Raw genomic sequence first — 21,521 nt, forward strand, 5'->3', positions numbered from 1 at the left:
GCAGCGCAAATTTAAAATAAATCACTTTTATTTTAATACTTCTAATTATTCATTAAATAATGATTGGTATAACAATAAAAGACTTCAAAGTTGCTTATCATATAAAAGCCCAAGTTTTTATATGAGGTAAATTATTTGTCCAAATTTTTTAAAATGAACATGCTAGAAAAAATTCAGACAACTAGTTTTTTAGGGAATATTAAATATTTTGTGTTTTAAGGTAAATCTGTTTTGATAAAATTTATCATAAAGGACTAAAATACTTAATATTCCCTTATTTATTATTTAATTTATAATCTCGGTTAAAGACATTGACGGAATAAGTTTTCTTTTTTTTTCAAATTCTTTATTGCTAATATCGTTAATATCGTTATTTGTTTTTTTATTAAAATCAATTTTATCTCGAATTTGCTCTAAATTAGAAGATCCGGCAAAATAAAGGTCTCCGTTGTCAACATCAACTCAACAAACAGCTAAGGTTAAATTTTTTTGATTTATTTGATTTTCTTTGAAATATTGATTATAACCGCTTATTAATAATTGGGTTTTTTCAGGATCAAAATCTTTATAATTTTTGATCTCAAAATAAAAATAATTTCCATCTTTGCTAACCAAAAAATCAGGATGTGATTTTGCAATTTCATTTCCCTTAATGTATTGAAAACCTAATTTAGTATTGACTGGGTTTTTAGCTCAAAAACGAATATTTTGCTTTGCTTTACTAATTTTTATTAATTTTTTTGCAAAAAACTGTTCTGCTTTTGAATCTAATGGAAGATTATCTTCTGATGTTTTATCATCAATTTTTTCATAACTAAAAGAAGAATCATTAGTTTTCACCGATTTATCATTTTCAGGACTATTAAATTCAATTTCATTAGGCAAACATTCTTCAAAAATAAGTTTATACTGAGCGTTTTCAACTTGGTCTTTAATTGTTTTTTTATAAATTTTAGCAAGTTCTCGCCCGTATCTTAACAAAATAATTAAATCTAAAATTTGTTTATTTGTTTTTTTATCTAATAAAAAATCTTGTTTCATTTGGGCAAAAAAGTCTTCAATTTTAGAAGTAAAATACTTTTTTAAATTGTTTTTAAGTCTAATAATTGCTAATTCTAATTCAATAATGTTGGAAATTTTTGATTTAATTAATCTTGCTGAACCATATTCTTCAGTATCAATAGAAATAAATTTATTGGCATTATAGTCGTCTTCATATTCTTCCAAACATTTTTTAAAAGTTTTTTTAATTTCTTCGCGTTTGGTGTCTTTGTTAAATTTATATTCAAAATTGTTTTCATATTGTTTATAATTAATTATTTTACTTCTAGTTTCAACAGGCATTCCAGGAAGTTCGATTTGGCCTGATATAAGTATGTCATTTTTATATTCTTTCTTCAAAAAAAGTTTAAGCACATTTTTTTCCTCAGGGTCAACATTACTATAAATAAAATATTCATGAGCAATGGAATTATGTCTTAAATTATACGTAGGGCAAGGATTTCTTTTTATTCTACCAATTGTTTGAATACTTAAATTAGAAGATGAAATATTTCTAAGTTGGACTAACATGCATGCTCTTGGAATATTTCATCCTGTTGCAGGGCCAATTTTAAAAATTATTACATCAACTGAAGACATATTTCTAGAAATATCACGTAATGTGAAATTAGATTTTTGGCGCAAATTACTTTCTTTTTTATTTTGGTCAAAATATTTGACCCAACTAAGATCATGCTTTTCGAGTATTTTAATTATTTTTTTAATATTTTCATCGAATTTTTGCGCTTTTTGGGCATCTTTTTCACTACTATTATCAATTTGAATTAGCATTGCAGGGTTAATACCGACTAAACCAGGCTCTTTAATATTATCATTATATTGTTTTTTAATTTCGTTAAATTTTTTACAAGCTATTTCCAAAATTTCTTCATCATCATAATTATTACCTGTTTCTAAGTCAAAATTATAATGTTTTTGAGTTTTTAAAAGTTGAATATCATCTTGACTTAAATCTTTTTCAGATAGATGAACTAATGGCAAATCAGTTTTTGGAGTTGCTGTCATTTTTAATATAAATGATGCATTTAGTTGCATTTTTTCTTCAAAAGTTTTGTCTTTTAAATTAATTTTAATATCAGAACCAATATGAGCTTCATCTCTTATATAAATAAGAATTTGCCCTTTTCGTTTAATTTCAGACAAAAATGCTTCAATTGATCCTTGTTCACGTAAAATAGAATTTGATTTAAAAGATGCGCCACCCATAATAAAAACTGAATCAGGTTTGGCAAAAAATTCATAGTTTTTATCAACTTTTGCCGTTCTTTTCAAATTTGAAGGACTTTCAATTCTCTCTATATTCAAATTTGTATTTTTTATAAAAATTTTATATTCATTAAAACTTTCTTCCATTTGCTTGGGTAATTCAGCACTTGATAATGTTACAATTACAAAAACTAATTCTTTACCAACTTTGGCTTTATTTCATTCAATTAATTTATCAATATAGTTTAGAATCATGAAAGTTTTACCCGATCCTGTCGGCGCTTTAAAATAAATTGCATTTTTTAGTTTTGCTGGATTTGTTTGGTTTTTATCATTTTCTAATTTTGGCTCAATTTCTTCACTACTAGTCAGATATAAAGTTGTTTTTTCAACTAATTGTTCAACCGCTTTACGTTGAGATTGCGTTAATTCCATAATTTTATAAATCCTTTTCTTGTGGTTTTAGTGCTAAAAGATGATTTAAAATTTCAATATACCTGGTATTTTTAGTATCTATATGATTTAAGTCAACTTTAATATCAAAATCTTTAAAAAGTTTTAAAAGTAAATTAACCAAATCATTAAGCCCGTTTTCTGAGTTAAAAATTTGAGTATTATAATAAGAAATGTCAAAGACTTTCAGGTTTTGCAAATAAGGTTTGTTGCCCTTGGCTCAGTCAAATTCTTGATTTTGTGATCCTTTTCCATTTGAAATTCTAAAAAGCCGTTCATAGGTTATGTTAGTTGCGATATTATTTTGATTGTTTGTAACTAAAGTAAAAATTCTGTTTCCACCATCTTGACGGTTTAAATTCCAAACTGCATGACCGGTCGTTCCACTTCCAGCGAAAAAATCAAGAATTTTTGCGTTTTTATTGGGATGGAGATTAATTACAAACTGAATTAATTCAGTAGGTTTTGGGTGGTCAAACACCTTTGTATTAAAAATATCTTTTTGTTCATCTGTGCCATTAGAACCGTGTGTTGATGAAATTAAATTAGAAAATTTTGCCTCACGTTCTAATTTTTGATTATTATTATCGACAAATTGATACTGTTTTGAATAAACTTTTCCATTTTTAAAAACAATAAATTTATTATCTATTCCTCAACTTAATTTGTCCCGACTTCATCTTCATGTTCAATCAGTAAATGCACGTTTACCTTGGTGCCTTAATTTTCATTTTTCGTAACTCCCGCCTGCATAGTAAATTGTGCCGTTATGATTAATTGGGTAATCCATATTTTCAGATCATTTTAGACTAGCGCAGTCAAGCTGTTTTAATTTATATTTACCTCTTTGTTCAATAAATTCATCCGAATATTTGTACGCACCATCATCAACGTTCTGAACATAAATATTTGTGTTAAGTTTTTGAATATTTGCAGAATAGACTAATATATATTCAGTTAAAATTTTTAAGAACCTAGAATTGGCGCCTGATCCTTCATTTTTCTTTTGCCAAACCAAATTAGCAACAAAATTTTCTTCGCCAAAAATTTCATCCATTAAAACTTTTAGATAAGCTTGCTGATTATCATCGATTGAGACAAAAATTATTCCATCTTCTTTTAAAAGTTTTTTGGCTAAATTTAGTCTTTCATTTAATAAATTTAGTCAGCCATTTCGTGAATATTTATCTCGGTAAATAAATTTTGAAGGTAAAATATTTTCTTTATCATTTGCAATCTGATTACCTTCATTAAAACTAGCCTGAGTATTATAAGGTGGATCAATATAAATTACATCATACCCGGCTGCGGTCTCTCTCTCTCTCTCTCTCTCTCTCGAGAACTAAAAGATTTTTAAGAGCATCATAATTTTCGCCAATTATTAAGGTATTTTCTTCAGATTGGCTTTTGTCTAAAACAAAAGATAAATTTTCATTTTTTTGTAAAATTGCAACTAAATCTGAATTGGATTCGGGGGCAGAATCAAAACGAAAACCAGTTTTAATACGTTGAGAAATAAACTGAAAAACGTATTCAAGTTTACTTGGTTCAAATTTTTCTAAAATTTGAATTGCTAAATTTTTTTGGTCTGAATTTAGCTCTTTTGAGGAAATTTCCTCGATTTGTTGTTTGTATTTTTCTAAGAGATTATTTTGATTCATATTTTAGGCCTTTTAATTTTATTTTTTAATATTTTACCATTTTCCAGCTATTAAGGGAATCTAAACAGAATAAAACTAAAAAAATAAAATACCAAATATTTTAAAAAAAATATTTGTTAATAAATTATATATTTTTAAAAAATGATCGTTAAAAATGATCGAATTTTAGTAATTTTGTAACAGGTTTTTTATAATTAAACCATGAAATCAATAAGTAAATAAACGAAATTATAAAAAACATTGCTATTCATATTATGAAAATTAAAATTACTATCTGTGAAATCGAAGGATATATGGCATCTTCACCGAGTATTCAGATGTAAATTTTTGGAATTAACGGGAGAGACACTGATAAGTTAATGACTAAAATTAGAAATGAAATTATAATTATATTTAATCAATGATAAAGAAAAATCTGCCATGTCTTAGCCCGAAGCGCCTTAAGAATTCCTATTAATTTTACTTTTGAATCAGTTAGATTTTTTGTATAAAAAATTGTTTGTATTAATAAAACTGCTATAAAAACAATTAAAATTGCTCCAACAATTAAATTTATAAAATTTTGTAAATCATAAGTGAATTTTGATATACCTTTTAATGAGGAGTCAATTTGATAGTCTTTATTATTCTTAATAAAATTATCAATATTATTTTCCAAATTATTATTTTCAAAATACAACCTTAAAATAATTGGTTCTATTTTTTTAATTTGACTGGCTTGTGAATTGTCTGGTTTCCTGTTTTTACTTTTCTGTAATTCGATATTTTCACCGAATTTATGATGTAAAAAAGTTAGGTTTAATTTTTTTGCATTAACTAAATTATTTATTGCAACAACTTTTAAAGTTTTTTTATCTTTGGGGCCAGTTAAAACAGCAATTTCTTGTTCTTTTGGTTCTTTGATATCTAATTGTGTAGCTAATTCTTTTGAAATTATAACTTCATTTATGTTTTCAATGTTTCTTCCAATTAAATTTTTTTGATCAAAATTGAACCTATTTTTAAAAAATTCACTTTCATCAATATAATCAATAGGTGCTCCTAACCTTCTTTTGTCATTATATTCAAAACTTAATAATGGCAAAGTAAAGAAAGGAGTAATTTTTTTTATGGTTTTATTTTTTTCTCTGAGATTATTAATTTCATTATCTGTGAAGGTTGTCAAATTTCTTTCTGATTTTTTGCTAACTAAAACAGAATCAAGTTGATATTCATTAATTTTAAGAGAATTAGAAGCAGAAATATTTAAATTTAAAACAGCAAATAATAATGTCCCAAAAATACTTGTTAGAAAAAGTATTACAAATAAAATGGTTGAAACTCATTTTGATTTATAGTCTGCCAGAGTAAGTAATAAACCTGTTTTTAATTCTTGCTTAATTTTTGCAATTTTTGAATAGGAAGAACTCTTAAAAGAAACTAATTGACTACTTTTTTCATTGTTGATTGCTAAATTTTGTTCAGTTTTGTCAATATTTTCTTCGGAAATTTTTCCTTTTTCAATACGAATGATCTTGTCGGCATATTTTTTTGCAAATTCTAAATTGTGACTGACTACTAATACTGTTTTATTTTTTGCAATATTTTTTAGATTTTCAAATACAGAAATACCGTTTTCAAAATCCAAATTTCCAGTTGGTTCATCGAGTAAAATAAAATCACTATCTCTTGAAAGCGAACGGAGAATTGCTATTCTTTGTTTTTCGCCACCTGATAAATTATTTACATTTTGCTTTAATTGCCGAGTTTCAATTGACACGTATTTAGCCTGTTGTTCCAATTCTTTTGGGTCTAAAAGTCTATTTATTACATTATTTGCAATTAAAATATTATTTTCTGATGAAATATTAGTAATTAAATTAAAGTCCTGAAAAACAACATCGACTAATGGTTTTTTAATTTCAGAACCATTTTCATCGAAAAAAGTAATTTTTCCACTGTCTTTTTTCGTAAATCCAGCAATTAAATTAATAAGAGTTGTTTTCCCAATTCCTGATTTACCAATTATAAATGTTATTTTTTTTGAAGGTATATCAAGATTTAGATTATCAAAGATGGTTTTCTTATCGATCTTTTTCGTTAAATTCTCAATTTTTATCATTTTACTCCGAGTTTGTTGTATTCTTCTTACTTAAGATTATAAAATTAAGACTTTTGATAAAAAAATATAGTTTTAGTAATTTTTAAAAATTATTTTAATAATGTCACAATATCTTTTTTATAAGTTATATAAGAAATTAATGAATATATGATTGATAAAATAAAGAAACTAGCAAACCAGATAATTATAAAAATAACACTAATTTGCAGATAATCAGGAAAAACTGAATTTTGATTTGAAATTGCACCATAAATTAAAGGTACAAAAGAAATTGAAAGTATAATACCAAAAACGAAAACAAAAGCAGAAAGTATTACCAAATTTAATCAATGATACAAGAAAATTTGTGATGTTTTGCCACCAAGAGACTTTAGAATACCAATTGATTTTTTCTTGAATTTAGAAAGATTTGTTGCATATAATGACACAAAAATTAACAAACTTATTCCAAAAATTATTATTGACACAAAAATAATTAATAACAAAACATATTGAGAGTTAATTGCTCGATTTAGAATTTGATCCGGACCGCCATTTGTCGAGTAATAACGACTAACGCCCGGTTTGCTATATTTATTTAAAAATTCATTAATATTATTATATAAATTATCATGATCAAAATAAACCACAGCAGCTATTGGAAGTAATTCGTTGGAATATTTTTCAATATTATTGTTAAAAATAGCAATATTTTCGTCATCTTTTTCAGGATCAAAAACTCCAACAACTTTAAAAATTAAAGTATTTTTATTGTTAGAAATTTTTAAAAGTTTTCCTGTTTTGTCAGTTATATTCGAGCTAACTGCTATTTCATTAAAATTTTTAGGCAATGTACCTTTTTTCAAGTTTATTGAATTGGCTTGATTTGAATTCTCATAGAAAGACTTATGTATTTTATTGGGTTTTGCAAGTGTCTCGTCAGTTTCTACGGTTAATGGTCTACTAGAAACATACCCTAAAAAGTCTAATGAAAAATAATCATCAGGTAAAAACTCAAATTCATCAAACTTACTTTCTTTTTCGTTTGGATTTGATTTTTGATATACTGACTTTAGTTTATCTATGTGAACAAGCGAAAAATTGTTGCCATTATCAAGAGACTTATCCAAAATTCCCACAATTGTTGCTGATTCAGAAAAGGGATCTAAATCTTCAAAGTTTTTCCCTAAAGTTAATCGATTAAGGTGAACAATTTTAATTGTTTTTCCAATTGGATTATCAATTTCTAATTCTTCAATTAATTTTTGTGAGAGAATAACTTCATTTGGATTGGTAATAAACCTGTTATTAAAATTTTTATCTTTACTAAATGAACTAAATCTGTTTTTAAAAAAATCGGATTCATCAATTGATCTAATAGAACGATTCTCAAGAGAAACGTTATCATTATAAATGAATGTATAATCTTGAAGTCTACTATATAATAAACTAGTGTGTTTTATTTTGGGATTATCCTTTTTAAGTTGGTCGATTTCTTCAGGGACTAAAGAAATAATATCCTTTTCTCCAATTCTAATGGCGTCAAAATTTGATTGGGCAAGCGTGTCAGTGACTATATTTTTTGCTGAAAAATGTAAGTTCATGAAAACAACTATGCTAAAAATTAAGGCAAAAAATGTTACTAAAACTAAAATAAAACTCGTGATTTTTGATTTAAAATCGGCGAGCACAAGCAATAAAGCTACTTTAAATTTTTGTAAGAAACCAGGTTTTTTATAGACCTGGTTTGATATTAGGTTTAAGTGTTTATTTTTTGATTCAACATTAATTTGTTTATTGTTTTCTATAACATTAACGGATAAATTTTCTAAATTAATAATTTGATCAGCATATTGGTTTGCTAATTCTAAATCATGACTAACAATTAAAATTGTTTTACTTTCAGAAGCTTTAACTAATAAATCGAGTAAAGCAATGGAATTTTCATGGTCCAAATTACCAGTTGGTTCGTCAAGCAAAATAAAATCACTTTTTCTTGATAAACTTCTTAAAAATGCAGCTCGCTGTTTTTCGCCGCCCGATAAGTTTTTCGCTATCTGATCTAATTTGTTGGTTTCAATACCAATAGAATTAGCGGCTTGTTGTATTTCTAAATCATCTGATTCACGATTCAAAATGTGATTTGCTATTAAAATATTATTTTTTATACTTAATGAGTCAATTAAATTAAAGTCTTGAAAAACAACATCAACTAATGGTTTTTCCAATTCAGAACCATTTTTGTCAAAAAAAGAAATTTTTCCACTGTCTTTTTTTGTAAATCCGGCAATCAAATTAATTAGTGTGGATTTACCAATTCCAGATCTTCCAATTACAAATGTAATTTTATTTAAAGGAATTTCCAGATTTAAATTATCAAAAATAAATTTATTACCAATTTTTTTAGTTAATTTTTCTATTTTTATCATTATTAAAATTTGCTTTTGTCCATATAATATGGGTATATGGTGGGTCTATAATTTGAATTTTTGTCGGGAATTAGCGGGTTATTTGTTGCGATTGAAGTATATTCATAGTCATCTATCACTAATCCGGTTGCATATTGACCAAAATCTGATATTTTGTAATTCCATCCAACCCCTTGATAATTCATTACTAGTCTATTAGCATTTCTTTTTTCAAAAGTTTCTATTAATTCATAGGAATTAAATTCAAATTTTGCTGATGCACCAATTTCAGCAGTTACTTCCCTTTTTTCAGTAGCATAAGCTACCTTACCATTTATTACAAAAGACGGGGTAGCTAGTCCAGAAATTCAAGCATGCGTCTTTAAATTAATTTGATCTGGATTATAATTATAATAATTGGAAAAATTTCTGTTTTTGGTGTACTGAATTTCCGTTCTTCCTATTCACGCAGCTTTATCTTGCCAAAATAATCCGCCCCAATATACAACTTGTTTAACACCTCTAATAAGAATTTCTAATTCTCCTTGATCGGTTATTAAGATTTTGTGATTATCTTCAAAATCAAGATCTTCTGGATTAAAGTAATCCGGGATTATAGATAGCCCCTTGTGATTTGATCAGCGAAGTTCTTGTAAAATACCTCATGCTTTTCTTGCTCTTCATGCTTTGTCTGGTTTATAATGATAATATGAAAATAATTGAGGTTGTGAGTTTTCGTTTGTTAAATTTATGTTGTTATGGACGCTACTATAGGAAAAAAATGTTGCAGGAATAAGGCCAATAAGTGTGAAGCCTAAAATTTTTTTTAACTTGGAAATAATCATAATTATACTTTTCTGAAAAATAATAATGATAATTGTCAATAATGTTTTTTTTAAATATTTTTACTATTATACCATTTTCGCAAAATATTTTTCCATTCCAAGTAAGCTGTTAAAATTTATTGAATAGTTATTTAGTTTTTTTATTTTCCTGATTTACTTTTTTATTTCATCAATGGTTTATAAAAACCTGTTTTAGCGAATTATTAAACCAAAATTCTTTCAAATTAGGAATTTTTCTATAAAAATTCCTAATTTTTTACTAAATTTTGAAAAATTTTGGTTTTTGAATAAAATTATTATTAACAAAGCGAACAAATAATTTTATAAGGGTAAAATTTGAAAATGGACAATAATAAAGATGAACACAACTATTTTATTAGTCAATATTTTGTTTTCCTTAAAAAACTAAACCGCCCAATTAAACCGTATTCGGAATTAATAATCAAGGATTATGCCAAAAATTATCAAATTATCTTAAGAAACAACCTAAATAAAAAAATCTGATTTTGACAGCGGCACCATCTTGATGAAATTCACACATCCGGAGCAATTTTAATGGCTAATAAAGAAGTTTATGACAAAGGTTTGGCTGTTTTAGTCAACTGAAAAGAGCATGCTTTTTTACATTATTTGATTGTTTGCGCACAAACAACATCGCCAAATTTTGGTTTTTTAATGATGGTAAATTTTGAAATCTGAGATAAAATTGCTCGCGATTTTTGCAATCGCTACAACATAAAATATATTGAAAATTGGAACAAAAGATTTTTAGGGCTGGAAAACACATTATAATACTTCTATTTATTATTAAAACTTTTTCAAATTAATTTATTTTGCTGAAAAAATTTTAATAATAATGTTTTTTTTGTTCTGTTTGCCAAAAAATATATGCGCAAAACTTGTTAAAAACTAAAAATTGTGCTATAATATTAGATTTAATAAATTGATAAAACTAAAATAAAAGGGGGTTAGCGATGCCAAGAGAAGGTCTTACTTTAAGATGTGCTGATTGCAAAATGGAAAATTATATAACCAAAAAGAACAAGAAAGCTAAACCCGAGAAAATTGAAGTAAAAAAACACTGTCATAAATGCAACAAACACACTTTGCACCGCGAAAAAAAATAAAATGAACCGCAAATACTTAGACAAGGCATTTTTTGAACATAACTTAGATGTTATAATTTCCTTTTCTTACCAAACTAGGTTTTGATTTACTAAAATTACAGCATCAGATGGGATTTTATTTATCGAGAAAGATAAAGCATTTTTATTTGTTGATGGCCGTTATATTGAAAAAGCGGAAAAAGATGCACAAAACTGCGAAGTTTTTCTCAGTATAAAAGCTAACCTTGATGATTTTTTTCAAAAAAAATCATACAAAAAGATTGGTGTTGAAACAGAATATTTAACTATTGAACAATTTGACAAAATTAAAAACTGGTTTCCTAATTGCGAATTTGTCAAATTGCAGGCCCAGCTTTTTCGAATTCTTAAAACTGAAAATGAGATCGCTAATATTGAAAAAGCTGTACGAATTTCAATCAATGCTTATAATAAAATTTTTCCAAAAATCACACCAGGAATGACAGAAAAAGATATTGATATCATATTAAATCACCAAATGAGGCTATTAGGGGCAGAAAAGGAATCTTTTGATTCGATAATTGCAACTGGTGCAAATTCGGCAATGCCGCATTGAAGAGCAAGTTCAGCTAAAATTCTTGATAATGACCTTTTAAAAATTGACTTTGGCGCACTTTTTGATGGTTATTGCGCTGATATTACGCGAACTTCGTATCTTGGTAAGATTAGCGCAAAGAAGCTGGAAATCCTTGAAATTGTTAAAAAAGCAGCAGAAATTGGAAGAAAAAAAGTTGCACCAGGAATTAAAACATCAGAAATAGATCGCGCTTGCCGTGATTTTATCACAGAAAAAGGTTATGGAAAATATTTTGTGCACTCAACCGGGCATGGTGTTGGTATTGATATTCACGAATTGCCAGTGGTTAGTTTAAATAGCCAAACAATTTTAGAACCTGGAATGGTAATCACTGTCGAGCCAGGAATTTATATTCCAGGATTAGGTGGAGCTAGAATTGAAGATGTTGTTTTAGTTACAGAATCTGGTTTTCGCACTCTTTCTCGTAACGAGAAAAGCTAATTTTTTAAAAAGGAGCGGAAAAATAAAAGAGAAAATTCTAAAAATTAATAAAAAAATTTATTCGCTCTTAAATATAATTACGATATTTTTTTATTACCTAGTTGTTAGTTTAATTCAAAAAATTCCAATTTCAGAGAAAAAACTGCAATTCCAAAACAAAAATTAGAAAATAAGACAAAATCTACCAGGAGTAAAAAAATAACAATAAAAACAAAAAAGATTTGAGCAAAAACACAAGCACAAAGGTTCAATTAGAAGATGAAAAATAAAAAATGGAACTGACCAAAAAAGTGCCTTTCCCAAAAATAGAAAATACAAATTAAACGTTTAAACCCCCATTAAATAATTTATAATTTATTATAAAAAATGAAATATTTAATATCAAATAATAAAATAATATAATTAAAATATTTTTTGTTAACCTTTTTAGTTTTTCTACTGTATTTTTCCCGTTTTTTTTTAGTTTTTAAAAAATTTCACTTTAATATTGTAAAATTATTTATTATGAAGTTGAAAAAAAAGAAAAAATGGACTTTTTTGCTTTTAAATGCTTCTAGTATTTTCATTTTATCTGCTGGATGTTCTAATGTTTCTAAGACACCAATTTTAGAAAATGAAAAACTAAGCAATACCGAAGAAAACTTGAAAAACCAGGAAAAAGCTGAAAGAATCAAAAATTCTGAACAAATTACTCAATCAAAAACCAAAAAAGAAACGCCAAAAAAAACTGAACTAGCTCCAGTTCCAAAACCCGCTAACAATTCTGAAACTAAAGAAAAAGAAAACAAACCAATTTTCGAAAATAAAGAAGAGCCTAAAATTGCGGATAAATTTATTATAAAACCTTTTAACCCCCAACAAGAACAAAAACAAACTGATATTGAATTAGCGCACTTAAAAGGTTATCTTTCAACTTTGCCAAACACACTTTATGTTACAAATTCCTTAAAATCTTCGCTACCTCAAACAATAATTTATAGCGGAAATGGCGATAAGAAAAATTTTTCTTATGTTAATTTTGTTTTGCCAATTCAGAACCTTGATGAAAAATATGAAGCAAAACTTGATTTTTCTCGCGCAACCGCAAAAGAAAATCGCGAGAAAAATCCAATTGAAAATGTATTTCTAGTTTTGAGCCTAAAAGAAAATTCAACAGTTAGCGCTTCCAAAAAAATTAATATTTTATACGAAGAAAAGCAAAACGAATTTAGTTTAAAGGCAAAAATCTTACCTGATGACTTTAAGCATATTTTTCCTTCGTTTTTAGCTTTTGCCTTATTAAATAAAGACAAAAGCGAAGGAATTTCATTACCAATTTTTAACAATTCAGATTTTATTTTAAACGGGAAAAATTTTGGCTTAGGGCTTAAAAATAGTTTTGTTGAATTTTCAAAAGCAGATTCTGATAATAACAAATACGGTTTTGACATAATAAGCACCCAACCTGATGATGAAAATGGCAAATTAAAAATTAATTTTCAACTTTGGAAAATAGGGGAAAATACCGAAATAAAAGAAGTTTTACCAAAAATTGAAACTTTAGAATTTACAGGGTTGGCTAAAAATTCTGATAATAATTATGAAATTAATCTTGCCAAGCAAGATTTAGAAATAAAATTAGCCAAAGATGAAAATTGAATAAAAAATAAAGACCTAAATTCTGATTTTGTCAAAAACGGGTTTTTAAAAATTTTACTAGACATGCTGCATGTAAGAATTAATGCAAATATAAATAATAAATGAATTAAACTAAGCGAAGCTAAATGGAAAAAATGATTGGTATTTCCGCAAATTCAATATGCGAATTTAGAATCAACCCAATTAGTTAACAATTTAGAACTAAAAAAAGAGGGAAATAAAATTTCTTGAAACTTAAAGCTAGATTCGTTTTTACTAGAAAATAATCAAGCTTTAACCCCGGAGAGCGAATTATTGTTTGGAACAAAAAAAACTCACGAAATTAAAGGTGAGTTTACTTGAAATGAAAATAAATAACTTTACAGTTTTAAATCAGGTTTTTAAACAAAACAAAAAGAACTTTAATTAGGCTAAGTAACCTTTTTTAAATTTAATTTTTAAATTGTTTAATAAAATGATTAGTTAATTCCGACACTACATCTAGGTTAGCTGCTAACTCAGCCGAATCAAAAACGGCTAAACCTTTAAAGGTAATTACTGGGGAAGAAGAAGTTGTTGAATTGTTTTGGCCTTGATTTGTGCTGCTATTTGGTTTTTTTGGCCCTAAACTAGATATATGAAATTGTTTAAATGAATCTTTTGAGGCTGTTAAGTTTAGAAATGATTCGATTTTTTGGGTGTAGGGGTTTTGAGTGCTTTGAGAAGTTAACCAAAAATTATATTTGGGACCGTTTTGCACAATTGTTAAAAACAATAATTTGTTATCTTTTATAAAATCAAAATTTTCTGATTCTGGTTTGTTAACATTTTTCTGCCAGAAATTTTGAAGCGGTGCGGGTTGTGAAGTCCCTACAATAGATTGTAGTGCTTGGCTGATTTGGAATTTATTTTCGGCACTACCTTGATAGTTACCATCGATTGTAATAGAACGATCTTTTTTAAGCTCGCCCTCTAACCCGGATATCATTGCTACTTTTAACCCGACAACTTGGTTATAAGAATCGCTGGTATCCAAACCGAGAATATATTTTTCTTGGTTATCAGTATGTTTTTGTTTTTTTATCCAAAGCCCAGCGGTACCTTTGCCATCATTTATTAAATACTGTTTTTCAAAAGACACGTTTTTTTGATGAAAAGCTAATAAAATTACACCATTGTGAAGAACGAGGCCTTTTGAATTATCTTGCTTTGGCTGACTCATAGTTTGGCTTCCATTGATTTGCTTTGCCTGTCCAAAGTCAATGTCAACACTTTGTTGAAGATGTAGGCCTTCACCATCAGCTGTATTAAGGTTTTTTGTATTGCCCTTTTGCTGATTTTGATTTAGATTTATGCTTATACTTCCTTGGTTTAGGGCGCTAATTTTAGTTACTACGCCTTTTGCATCACTTTGCTGTTGTTTTGTAAAATCAAAAAACAACGTTGGATTGTAATTTCTAAGAAAGTCATAATCTGGGGTATCATCTAAAGCTTTGATTATAAATGCTACCTGAGAACTTGCTTCACCTGCGTTTTCCTTTTTTGGACTAAAAATAAGTTTTACACTAACTTGTTGTTTTCCAATTTGCTCGACTTTGTATTCGATATTTAAATCTCCAATTACGGAATAATTTGATTTTTGCAAGAATTTCCAGAGCAATATTCCTAAACCTATCCCTCGGTTTTCTTTAGTGTTTCCTTTGATTTCTTCGGTTTTTTTTGGTGATGTAGAAGGCTGGACAGAAGTTGTTTTCGCTTCTTCAAATTTTGTTAGCCTTACTTTTGTTGCTGAACTAGAAGAGGAAGTGACGCTTGACTGAACAGTGTTTGCAGATGCAGAAGATGTTGTATTTGAAGTTTGCGAACTTGAATTCTCGGAGCTATTTTGTTGAGCGTTGCTTGTGGGGTTTGTTTTGCCAACACTTTCTTCTTGAGGCTTTTGCTTACTCTTATCTCCCCCTACTTGTTTAACATCTTTAGGCGGGGTTTTTGTTTGAGTTTTCGCGGTACTTGCAGGTTCAGCAAATTCTGAAGCATGTGCTTTCTTATATTTTTCAAGCTCTGACAAACTATCAGGTTCTTTGCCGTTATCTAAAAAGTAAAGTGTTAGGGCTACTTCCTCAAAACTGCGTCCACTTTTAGCGCTTTCAACAACTTCTTGAACTAAAGATTTGATCCGACCTAAAGTTAAATATTCAGAATTAGGATTTTGCTTGAATTCAAAATTTGTGGAAAACAAATCAGCGTTTGTTAAACTCTTACTATCAAAAGATTGCAAATTTTCCAATTTTGTTAATTCTTTTGCTTTTTCAGGATGCTTTTCTAAAACTGTGGATATTAATTTCCTTTGGTTAGAATTATAATCGAGTTGAACTGGAATAGTAGTTTCTAAAGTTCCTAAATCCAGCAAAAACTGTTTGGAATTGGAACCTTTTCCTATTTTTGCTAGCGATTGTTTTAAAACTGGGGAATAACTTGATTTTATAAGTTCTCTTTCATCAAGATAAGGTGTTTGAATACTAAATTCTTTTTTAACATCAAAATTAACAACAAGAGAAATTTCGCCCTTTTCTAAAAGTTTGTTTTTTTCTTCCTGAGTTAAATTTTTGGCAAAGTCAATAGAATTGATATTAATATAATACAAAGGAAGCCCTGGAATTGGAATAGAACTTGTTTTAAAAGTGAAAAAACTTTGAAAATCTTCGCGATTTAATTCGAACTTTTGAGACATTTCGTTTTCGGCTTTTTTAACAGGTGCAGAATTTTCTTTTGGATTTTCTGCTGAATCCTGGAATTTTCGCGGCGCGTTTATTGTTTTAGCCTGGCTTTGAGTTTTTTCTTGAACTAGTTTAGCTAAAATCTTAGTAAGATTTTCTGGGTTATTATCATTTTTGTAAACTATTTCAGCCAAAGACAAATTATCGCGCACAAGGGCAAGTTGAACAAGGGGTTTTATTTCCACAAACTCTCTTACTTTTGCGAGTACTTCTTTTTTTATTTTATCGTGGTCTAACTTTGGGATTCCTAGAATTGAAAAGTCAAATTCTTGAACCAATTTACCGTTTTCATCAATTAATTCAAAGGCAATTGAAAGCGTTCCTTTTGTATCATCTAGATTTTTGAAAACTAGATTTTCAATTTTTGCAAGCCTTGCTACCCTTTCACTATCGGTTTCACCTATTTGCACAATTTTTTCTTGCTTCGCTTTTTCATTTTCGATTGTTTTGGGCGCCAAAACATAACCTTTTTCCAAAATTGTCGGCAGACCTAAATTGTTAACAAGATTATAAGTTAACCCATTTGCAAGTAAAGCATCAGCAAAAGCCTGTGGACGAGAACGCAGCTTTTTATAGGCTTTTTGAAAATCATTATCTAACTTAAAAGCAATTTCGGAAGCTAGTAAATTCGAACTTTTTGCAGGATCTAAACTTAAATTTGATTTTTTAAGATTAATTTGGTAATTAACTAAATTTCCTTGTATTGCATCTGTTGCCGCAAAACCTTTTAAAGCAATTCTTTTAGAATAAGTAAGGTGAAATTGTTCTGAGTGTGCATAAACAATCACATTTTGAATTTCAGAACCTGAAACTACCGCATTTTCGGTATTTAAAACCACACGAAATTTATGTTGTATAATGGGATTGAAATCAAAAATTTGCAAAAAATTGAAAGAATATCTGGGATTTTTTGCAAGCTCAAATGCAGTTTTCGCTGATAAATTTTTAAATTTATCAAAAATCTTTAAATTATTAACAGCATTGGAAAAAGCTTCTTCTGAAAATTCAACTTCAGATTTTAAATTTTTAACTTCTTGTTTATTTACATTTCCTTGAACTTGTGCTGCATAGGTTCTTTCAAAAGCTGAAAGACCTATAGGGACAGCAACAATTGTTGTCAAAATTGCTGTAATAGAAAACCCAACTGAGATAATTGTCATTGAATTTTTTAAATTTTTATTGTTCTCTGTGTGCATTATAAATCCTTTTTTTACTTAGTTGATTTTGCTTCACCGGTTAATTGGGTTTGGGTTGTTTGGGGATTTTCTGAATCTGAATCTAAAATAATTTTAACTTGGAATTGGAGCGCTGAATTTTTTGTTACTACAGCTTTTCCTTCTTTTGAAGGTATAGTTTTTGGCTTTACTTGAAGATTTACAATTTTGATTCTATCTGGATTAAATGGATCTTTTTTCTGACTTGCTACTGAAACTTCAAAATCTTTGTTAAAACTAGCGACATGTTGCTGAATTTTTTTAAAGCCTTCTGTTTGCTCAAATCCATTTTTATTGCTGTTTGGCGGTGTTTTTGGTTTATCTTCAATTTTATCAAATTGATCTTTTTTTAGATAAAATACTGAATATGAATAAGGGATTGATAAAATTGCTTTGTTAAGTTCTTGTTTTGCTTTATATTCTTCTGTTCTTGTTGGTGTTTTGCTTAGGTATAAATTTAGTGTGGTTTTAGGAGTTTGGTATAAATCTTTTTTAGTTTTTGTGTCAAAAATCTTATAATAATAAACTAATTTATATTCTTCAACACCATCAGGGATTGCATTTGAGTGTGAATTTTGGCTATTATTATTATATTTTTCAAAAATAATTTTATAATCTAAATTATTACCGATACCGATTTTTTTCCAAGCACTGAAATTATTCATTTGTTTTGCTTTATAATAAAAGGCAAGCAAAACATCTCTTAAATCACGGAAATTTTGCGTTTTTTCTTTAAAGAACTTTTTAATCTCGCTATCTTTTGTGTCCGTCAAACTAAGGCCGTTGCTGGATTGAGAATGAGAATTGGTGTCGGAAGAACTAGATTCCTTTAAAATTGACGCACTAGCGTCTTTAAAAGTTTTCTGAATCTTTTCAAGGCTTTCTTTTAGTTGCTTAAAAAGTTCGGTATTTGCATTTTGTTCGCTTAGTTTTCCAAAAATTTTCGCATCGTTTAGGCCTTCAGTCGCGGGATTTATTTTGTTATCTATTAAATTTTTAGGCAAATAAAGATTTGAAATTCACCCACGCAAATCAAAGTTCAAAACTTGACTGTTAAAATCAAGAGCATAAACTGGATTTTGGTCTGTTGTTTTAAGTTTAATTTTTTCAGCTTCAAAAAATACATTTCCCTCTTTTACATTTTGCATATCTAATTGAGTAGAAGGATCGATTAAATTATTTGCTTTTGCGATTTCGTAGAAATATTCTAAAACCCGCGCAGGATCAAGTTGAACTAAATAAGCGTAAAAAGCTGCAACATCATAGTCATTTTCAAAAAACTTGTCTGATTTTAAAGATTTTATTTGATATTCAGAAGAAATTGAATTGTTTTGTTTAAAATCTGCAAAATCTTTTGGACTTGGAAAAACTTGTTTTCCAACCCAAGCATTTAACATTGCTTCATTTGCCCCAAAATTATAACCATATTGGAAAGGGTTTGCTATAATCTCTCTAATTTCGTCATATTTAGGCTCTAAAAACGGCTCAGGTTGAGGTTTTTCCCCTTTTTTTTCTGGCGCTGGGCTAGGTTGTGATTCTTGGGAATTTTGATTCTTCCCATGATTATTTGCTGTTGGAGTTGTGGTTGTTTGCTCTTGATTGTTGGTATCTTTCAGACTACGGGCTACTTTTACTTTTTTAAGTTCTGGCTCGCTCGCTCTAGCTTCAGCTTTTTTGCTTTGTTCGATCAAAGCTTCTAGTTCTTGTTTAGAAATATAACCGGTTGAAGAAAGTATTTTGACTTCACTGTTTTCACTGTTTTCACTTGTTTTTCCAGATTCTTGGCTAGGTTCGGAAAATTTAGTTAAACTTTTTACTAGATAATAAGTTTGTTTGTCTTTGTCTAAACTTGGCTGGGGAACTTGGTTTTTGGACCCCTTTTGCATATCCGTTTTAAAATTTGGAAGCACAAAAATATCGTGTTTCTGCTTTAAAAGTTTTTCGTTAAAATCGCCAAAAAAACTTGAAAAAATACTGATTGTTACGGGAATTGCAAGACTTGTTTTTTCGTTTTCTTCTTTAATTTCGGCGTTTGCAATATCAAAAAGGTAACTAACACCTTCGGGATTAGACTTTTTAAAATATGGGCTTAATTTGCCAAAATCCAATGAAATTGGGTTAATTAAAAACTGCGAATTTATTTTGCTAACCACTGCATCTGATTTTGCCTGATTTGATTGATAAAATTTTTTGTTAATCTCAGTAAGAAATTCGTCTGCTTTTTGCTGATAAATTTCAAAATAATTAGGTAATATTTCTGGTTTTTCCCCTTGTGGTTTTGCCGTCTGTGTTGCAGGAAGTTGAGGTTTTTTATTTTCAGGCTTTGCTTGCGGAGTAGATGTGCCAGAAGTACTTGAAGGTGAAGAGCTTGCGCTTGTCGCTTGGGTGGGTTGTGACCCTGATTGACTTGGTGCTACTGCCGCAAGGGGCGATGAAGTCGGTGTTGTATTAGATTGGATTGTAACTTCTTTTGCAGTTATTTTAAAATCAGATAATTTTAGTTTTCGGATACTAATATTACTTAAAATTTCGTCAATATCGGCAAAATAAGATGGTTTTTTACTCGCTATATGCACAGTCTTTGTTGTTTCTGGGGTCGGGTTTTGCGCAGCGATTTCATTCACCTCAGGTTTTACTTCATTTTCTTTTTTTGTCTCTGTTTGCTGACTTTTTTCAGGCTCAGTTTTAGAACTTGGAACTAATTTAATTTTCTCAAGCATTTGAATTTCTTGAATATTTAAATCTTTAAGTTCAAATTTTGCCTCGTTTGTAAGTTCAGCTTTAACTAAAAAACTTGGTTCTAAATCGGCACTAAGAGTAATAAAGTTGTTAGTACCTGCGTGTTTTTCTAAACTAAATGTAAAAATTTTGCCTTTTTTAAAAGGCAATTTGTTATTATTATCATCATTAAGTTCATAAATAAGTTTTTGAAAATCAGGAAAATACTGGGAAATTCTTTTTATGGCTTCTTCTTGAGTTCCAGATTTGTTAATATCTTTGGCAAAATCTTCAACACGAGTCAGAAAAGGAATTTTTTGAGAAATTATAGCCAAATTCTCGCTTGCAAAATTACTAGACAAATCTTTTTTACGCAAATTTTGAATATTAGCTTCAAAACTTTTTGTGATTTTTTCCAAATTTGCATTAAAATCAGCTAAAGCGAACTGAGAACGTTGAACAAATGAAATTTTTTTGCTTAGTATATTTGAATATGCGGTATAATTATTGTCAATTTGATGTTTTGCACGAAATTGAATCTCAAAACTTTCGTCTTCATCGTTTGGAATTAAGTTAATAAATTCCAAAAATGGCCGATTTGGGGTAAAATTAGGATCGAATTTATGAATTCTTGAATTAACTGTTGTATAAAAAGATACGAATTTTTTTAAATCAATTCCTGCCTTTAATTTGCCAGTTTCATCAAAAAGCATTTCTTTTATTTGTTTATATGTCGTAGAATTATCAAAAACGTCAGATTTAAAAGCGACATGTTTAACCCGGGAAACTAAACTCTCTAATTCAGCACGAGGATTTTTGCCTGTATAACTAATCCTAGTTACAAGCCCAATAGTGGTTGCAAACACTGCAATACCAGTAATTGCCGTTGCTGTCATTACTATTGGATTTTTACTCTTAGCCATATTCCCTCCTTATATTATATAAATAATAAACAAAATGATAAAATAATTACGTATTTGCTGTTGAACATTAAAAGGATTTTTCCTTAATTATTTTTCATTTAAAAATGCAGTAAATTTATTTATTCTCATTTTCAATTTAGAATTATAGCATAGCAAAAAAAAAAAAAGCAAATTTTTTATATTTTCGCGAAAAAATTTGCCCTTATTTTAAAAGTTTCTTTAGTTAGTTAAAGCTAGCAAAACTGAAAGAATTTTGCTGAAAATTTCCGCTTTAATTATTTTTTTGCTATAATATGTATTTTTGAAAAAAGAACTGAAAAAATTAATGGAAAAACAATTGTAAGGAATAAAAATCGATATTCGCCTTATATTTGAAATGGTTCTCTTGGTTTGT

At 28.3% G+C, this 21,521-nt stretch carries 12 protein-coding genes; 4 read left to right on the top strand and 8 right to left on the bottom strand.

The window, feature by feature from the left end; genetic code table 4:
• Positions 1–285: 285 nt before the first annotated feature.
• From MYF_RS03010 to MYF_RS03035, 6 genes are all read right to left on the bottom strand, one after another.
• Complete coding sequence (locus MYF_RS03010) at positions 286–2,703, bottom strand: DEAD/DEAH box helicase family protein (protein ID WP_002557503.1); 2,418 nt, start codon at positions 2,701–2,703, stop codon at positions 286–288.
• Positions 2,704–2,707: 4 nt separating this feature from the next.
• Complete coding sequence (locus MYF_RS03295; RefSeq protein ID WP_318023901.1) at positions 2,708–4,012, bottom strand: site-specific DNA-methyltransferase; 1,305 nt, start codon at positions 4,010–4,012, stop codon at positions 2,708–2,710.
• A complete protein-coding gene (locus MYF_RS03330) occupies positions 3,990–4,382 on the bottom strand; it encodes a hypothetical protein (protein WP_039387718.1) in 393 nt (130 codons plus the stop codon). The genes MYF_RS03295 and MYF_RS03330 overlap by 23 nt, the downstream gene beginning before the upstream one ends.
• A 148-nt stretch (positions 4,383–4,530) precedes the next feature.
• Entirely contained in the window at positions 4,531–6,483 is a 1,953-nt protein-coding gene (locus MYF_RS03025) for an ATP-binding cassette domain-containing protein (protein WP_002557501.1), read from the bottom strand.
• A gap of 89 nt (positions 6,484–6,572) precedes the next feature.
• A complete protein-coding gene (locus MYF_RS03030) occupies positions 6,573–8,891 on the bottom strand; it encodes an ATP-binding cassette domain-containing protein (RefSeq protein WP_002557500.1) in 2,319 nt (772 codons plus the stop codon).
• 2 nt (positions 8,892–8,893) lie between these two features.
• Positions 8,894–9,715: a hypothetical protein gene (locus MYF_RS03035; RefSeq protein WP_002557499.1), complete on the bottom strand. Its 822-nt coding sequence runs from the start codon at positions 9,713–9,715 to the stop codon at positions 8,894–8,896.
• A 342-nt stretch (positions 9,716–10,057) separates the two neighbouring features.
• On the opposite strand from MYF_RS03035, the gene MYF_RS03040 reads away from it, so the two are divergent.
• The 4 genes from MYF_RS03040 (at position 10,058) to MYF_RS03060 (ending at position 13,873) form a co-directional block, all read left to right on the top strand.
• Positions 10,058–10,507, top strand: a complete 450-nt coding sequence (locus tag MYF_RS03040) for a hypothetical protein (protein WP_039387719.1) — start codon at positions 10,058–10,060, stop codon at positions 10,505–10,507.
• 182 nt (positions 10,508–10,689) lie between these two features.
• Positions 10,690–10,842 (top strand): 50S ribosomal protein L33, encoded by a 153-nt coding sequence (gene rpmG, locus MYF_RS03045; RefSeq protein WP_002557497.1) that lies wholly within the window; start codon positions 10,690–10,692, stop codon positions 10,840–10,842.
• Between the two features lies 1 nt (position 10,843).
• Complete coding sequence (locus tag MYF_RS03050; protein WP_002557496.1) at positions 10,844–11,878, top strand: aminopeptidase P family protein; 1,035 nt, start codon at positions 10,844–10,846, stop codon at positions 11,876–11,878.
• Between the two features lie 504 nt (positions 11,879–12,382).
• Entirely contained in the window at positions 12,383–13,873 is a 1,491-nt protein-coding gene (locus MYF_RS03060) for an LppA-related lipoprotein (RefSeq protein ID WP_081605276.1), read from the top strand.
• Between the two features lie 73 nt (positions 13,874–13,946).
• Here MYF_RS03060 and MYF_RS03065 read toward each other — a convergent pair whose 3' ends face one another.
• Positions 13,947–17,468 (bottom strand): P110/LppT family adhesin N-terminal domain, encoded by a 3,522-nt coding sequence (locus tag MYF_RS03065; RefSeq protein ID WP_002557494.1) that lies wholly within the window; start codon positions 17,466–17,468, stop codon positions 13,947–13,949.
• A 14-nt stretch (positions 17,469–17,482) separates the two neighbouring features.
• A complete protein-coding gene (locus MYF_RS03070; protein ID WP_002557493.1) occupies positions 17,483–21,127 on the bottom strand; it encodes a P97 family adhesin in 3,645 nt (1,214 codons plus the stop codon).
• Positions 21,128–21,521 lie beyond the last annotated feature (394 nt).

The sequence above is a fragment of the Mesomycoplasma flocculare ATCC 27399 genome (assembly GCF_000815065.1).
Classification (GTDB): domain Bacteria; phylum Bacillota_I; class Bacilli_A; order Mycoplasmatales; family Metamycoplasmataceae; genus Mesomycoplasma; species Mesomycoplasma flocculare.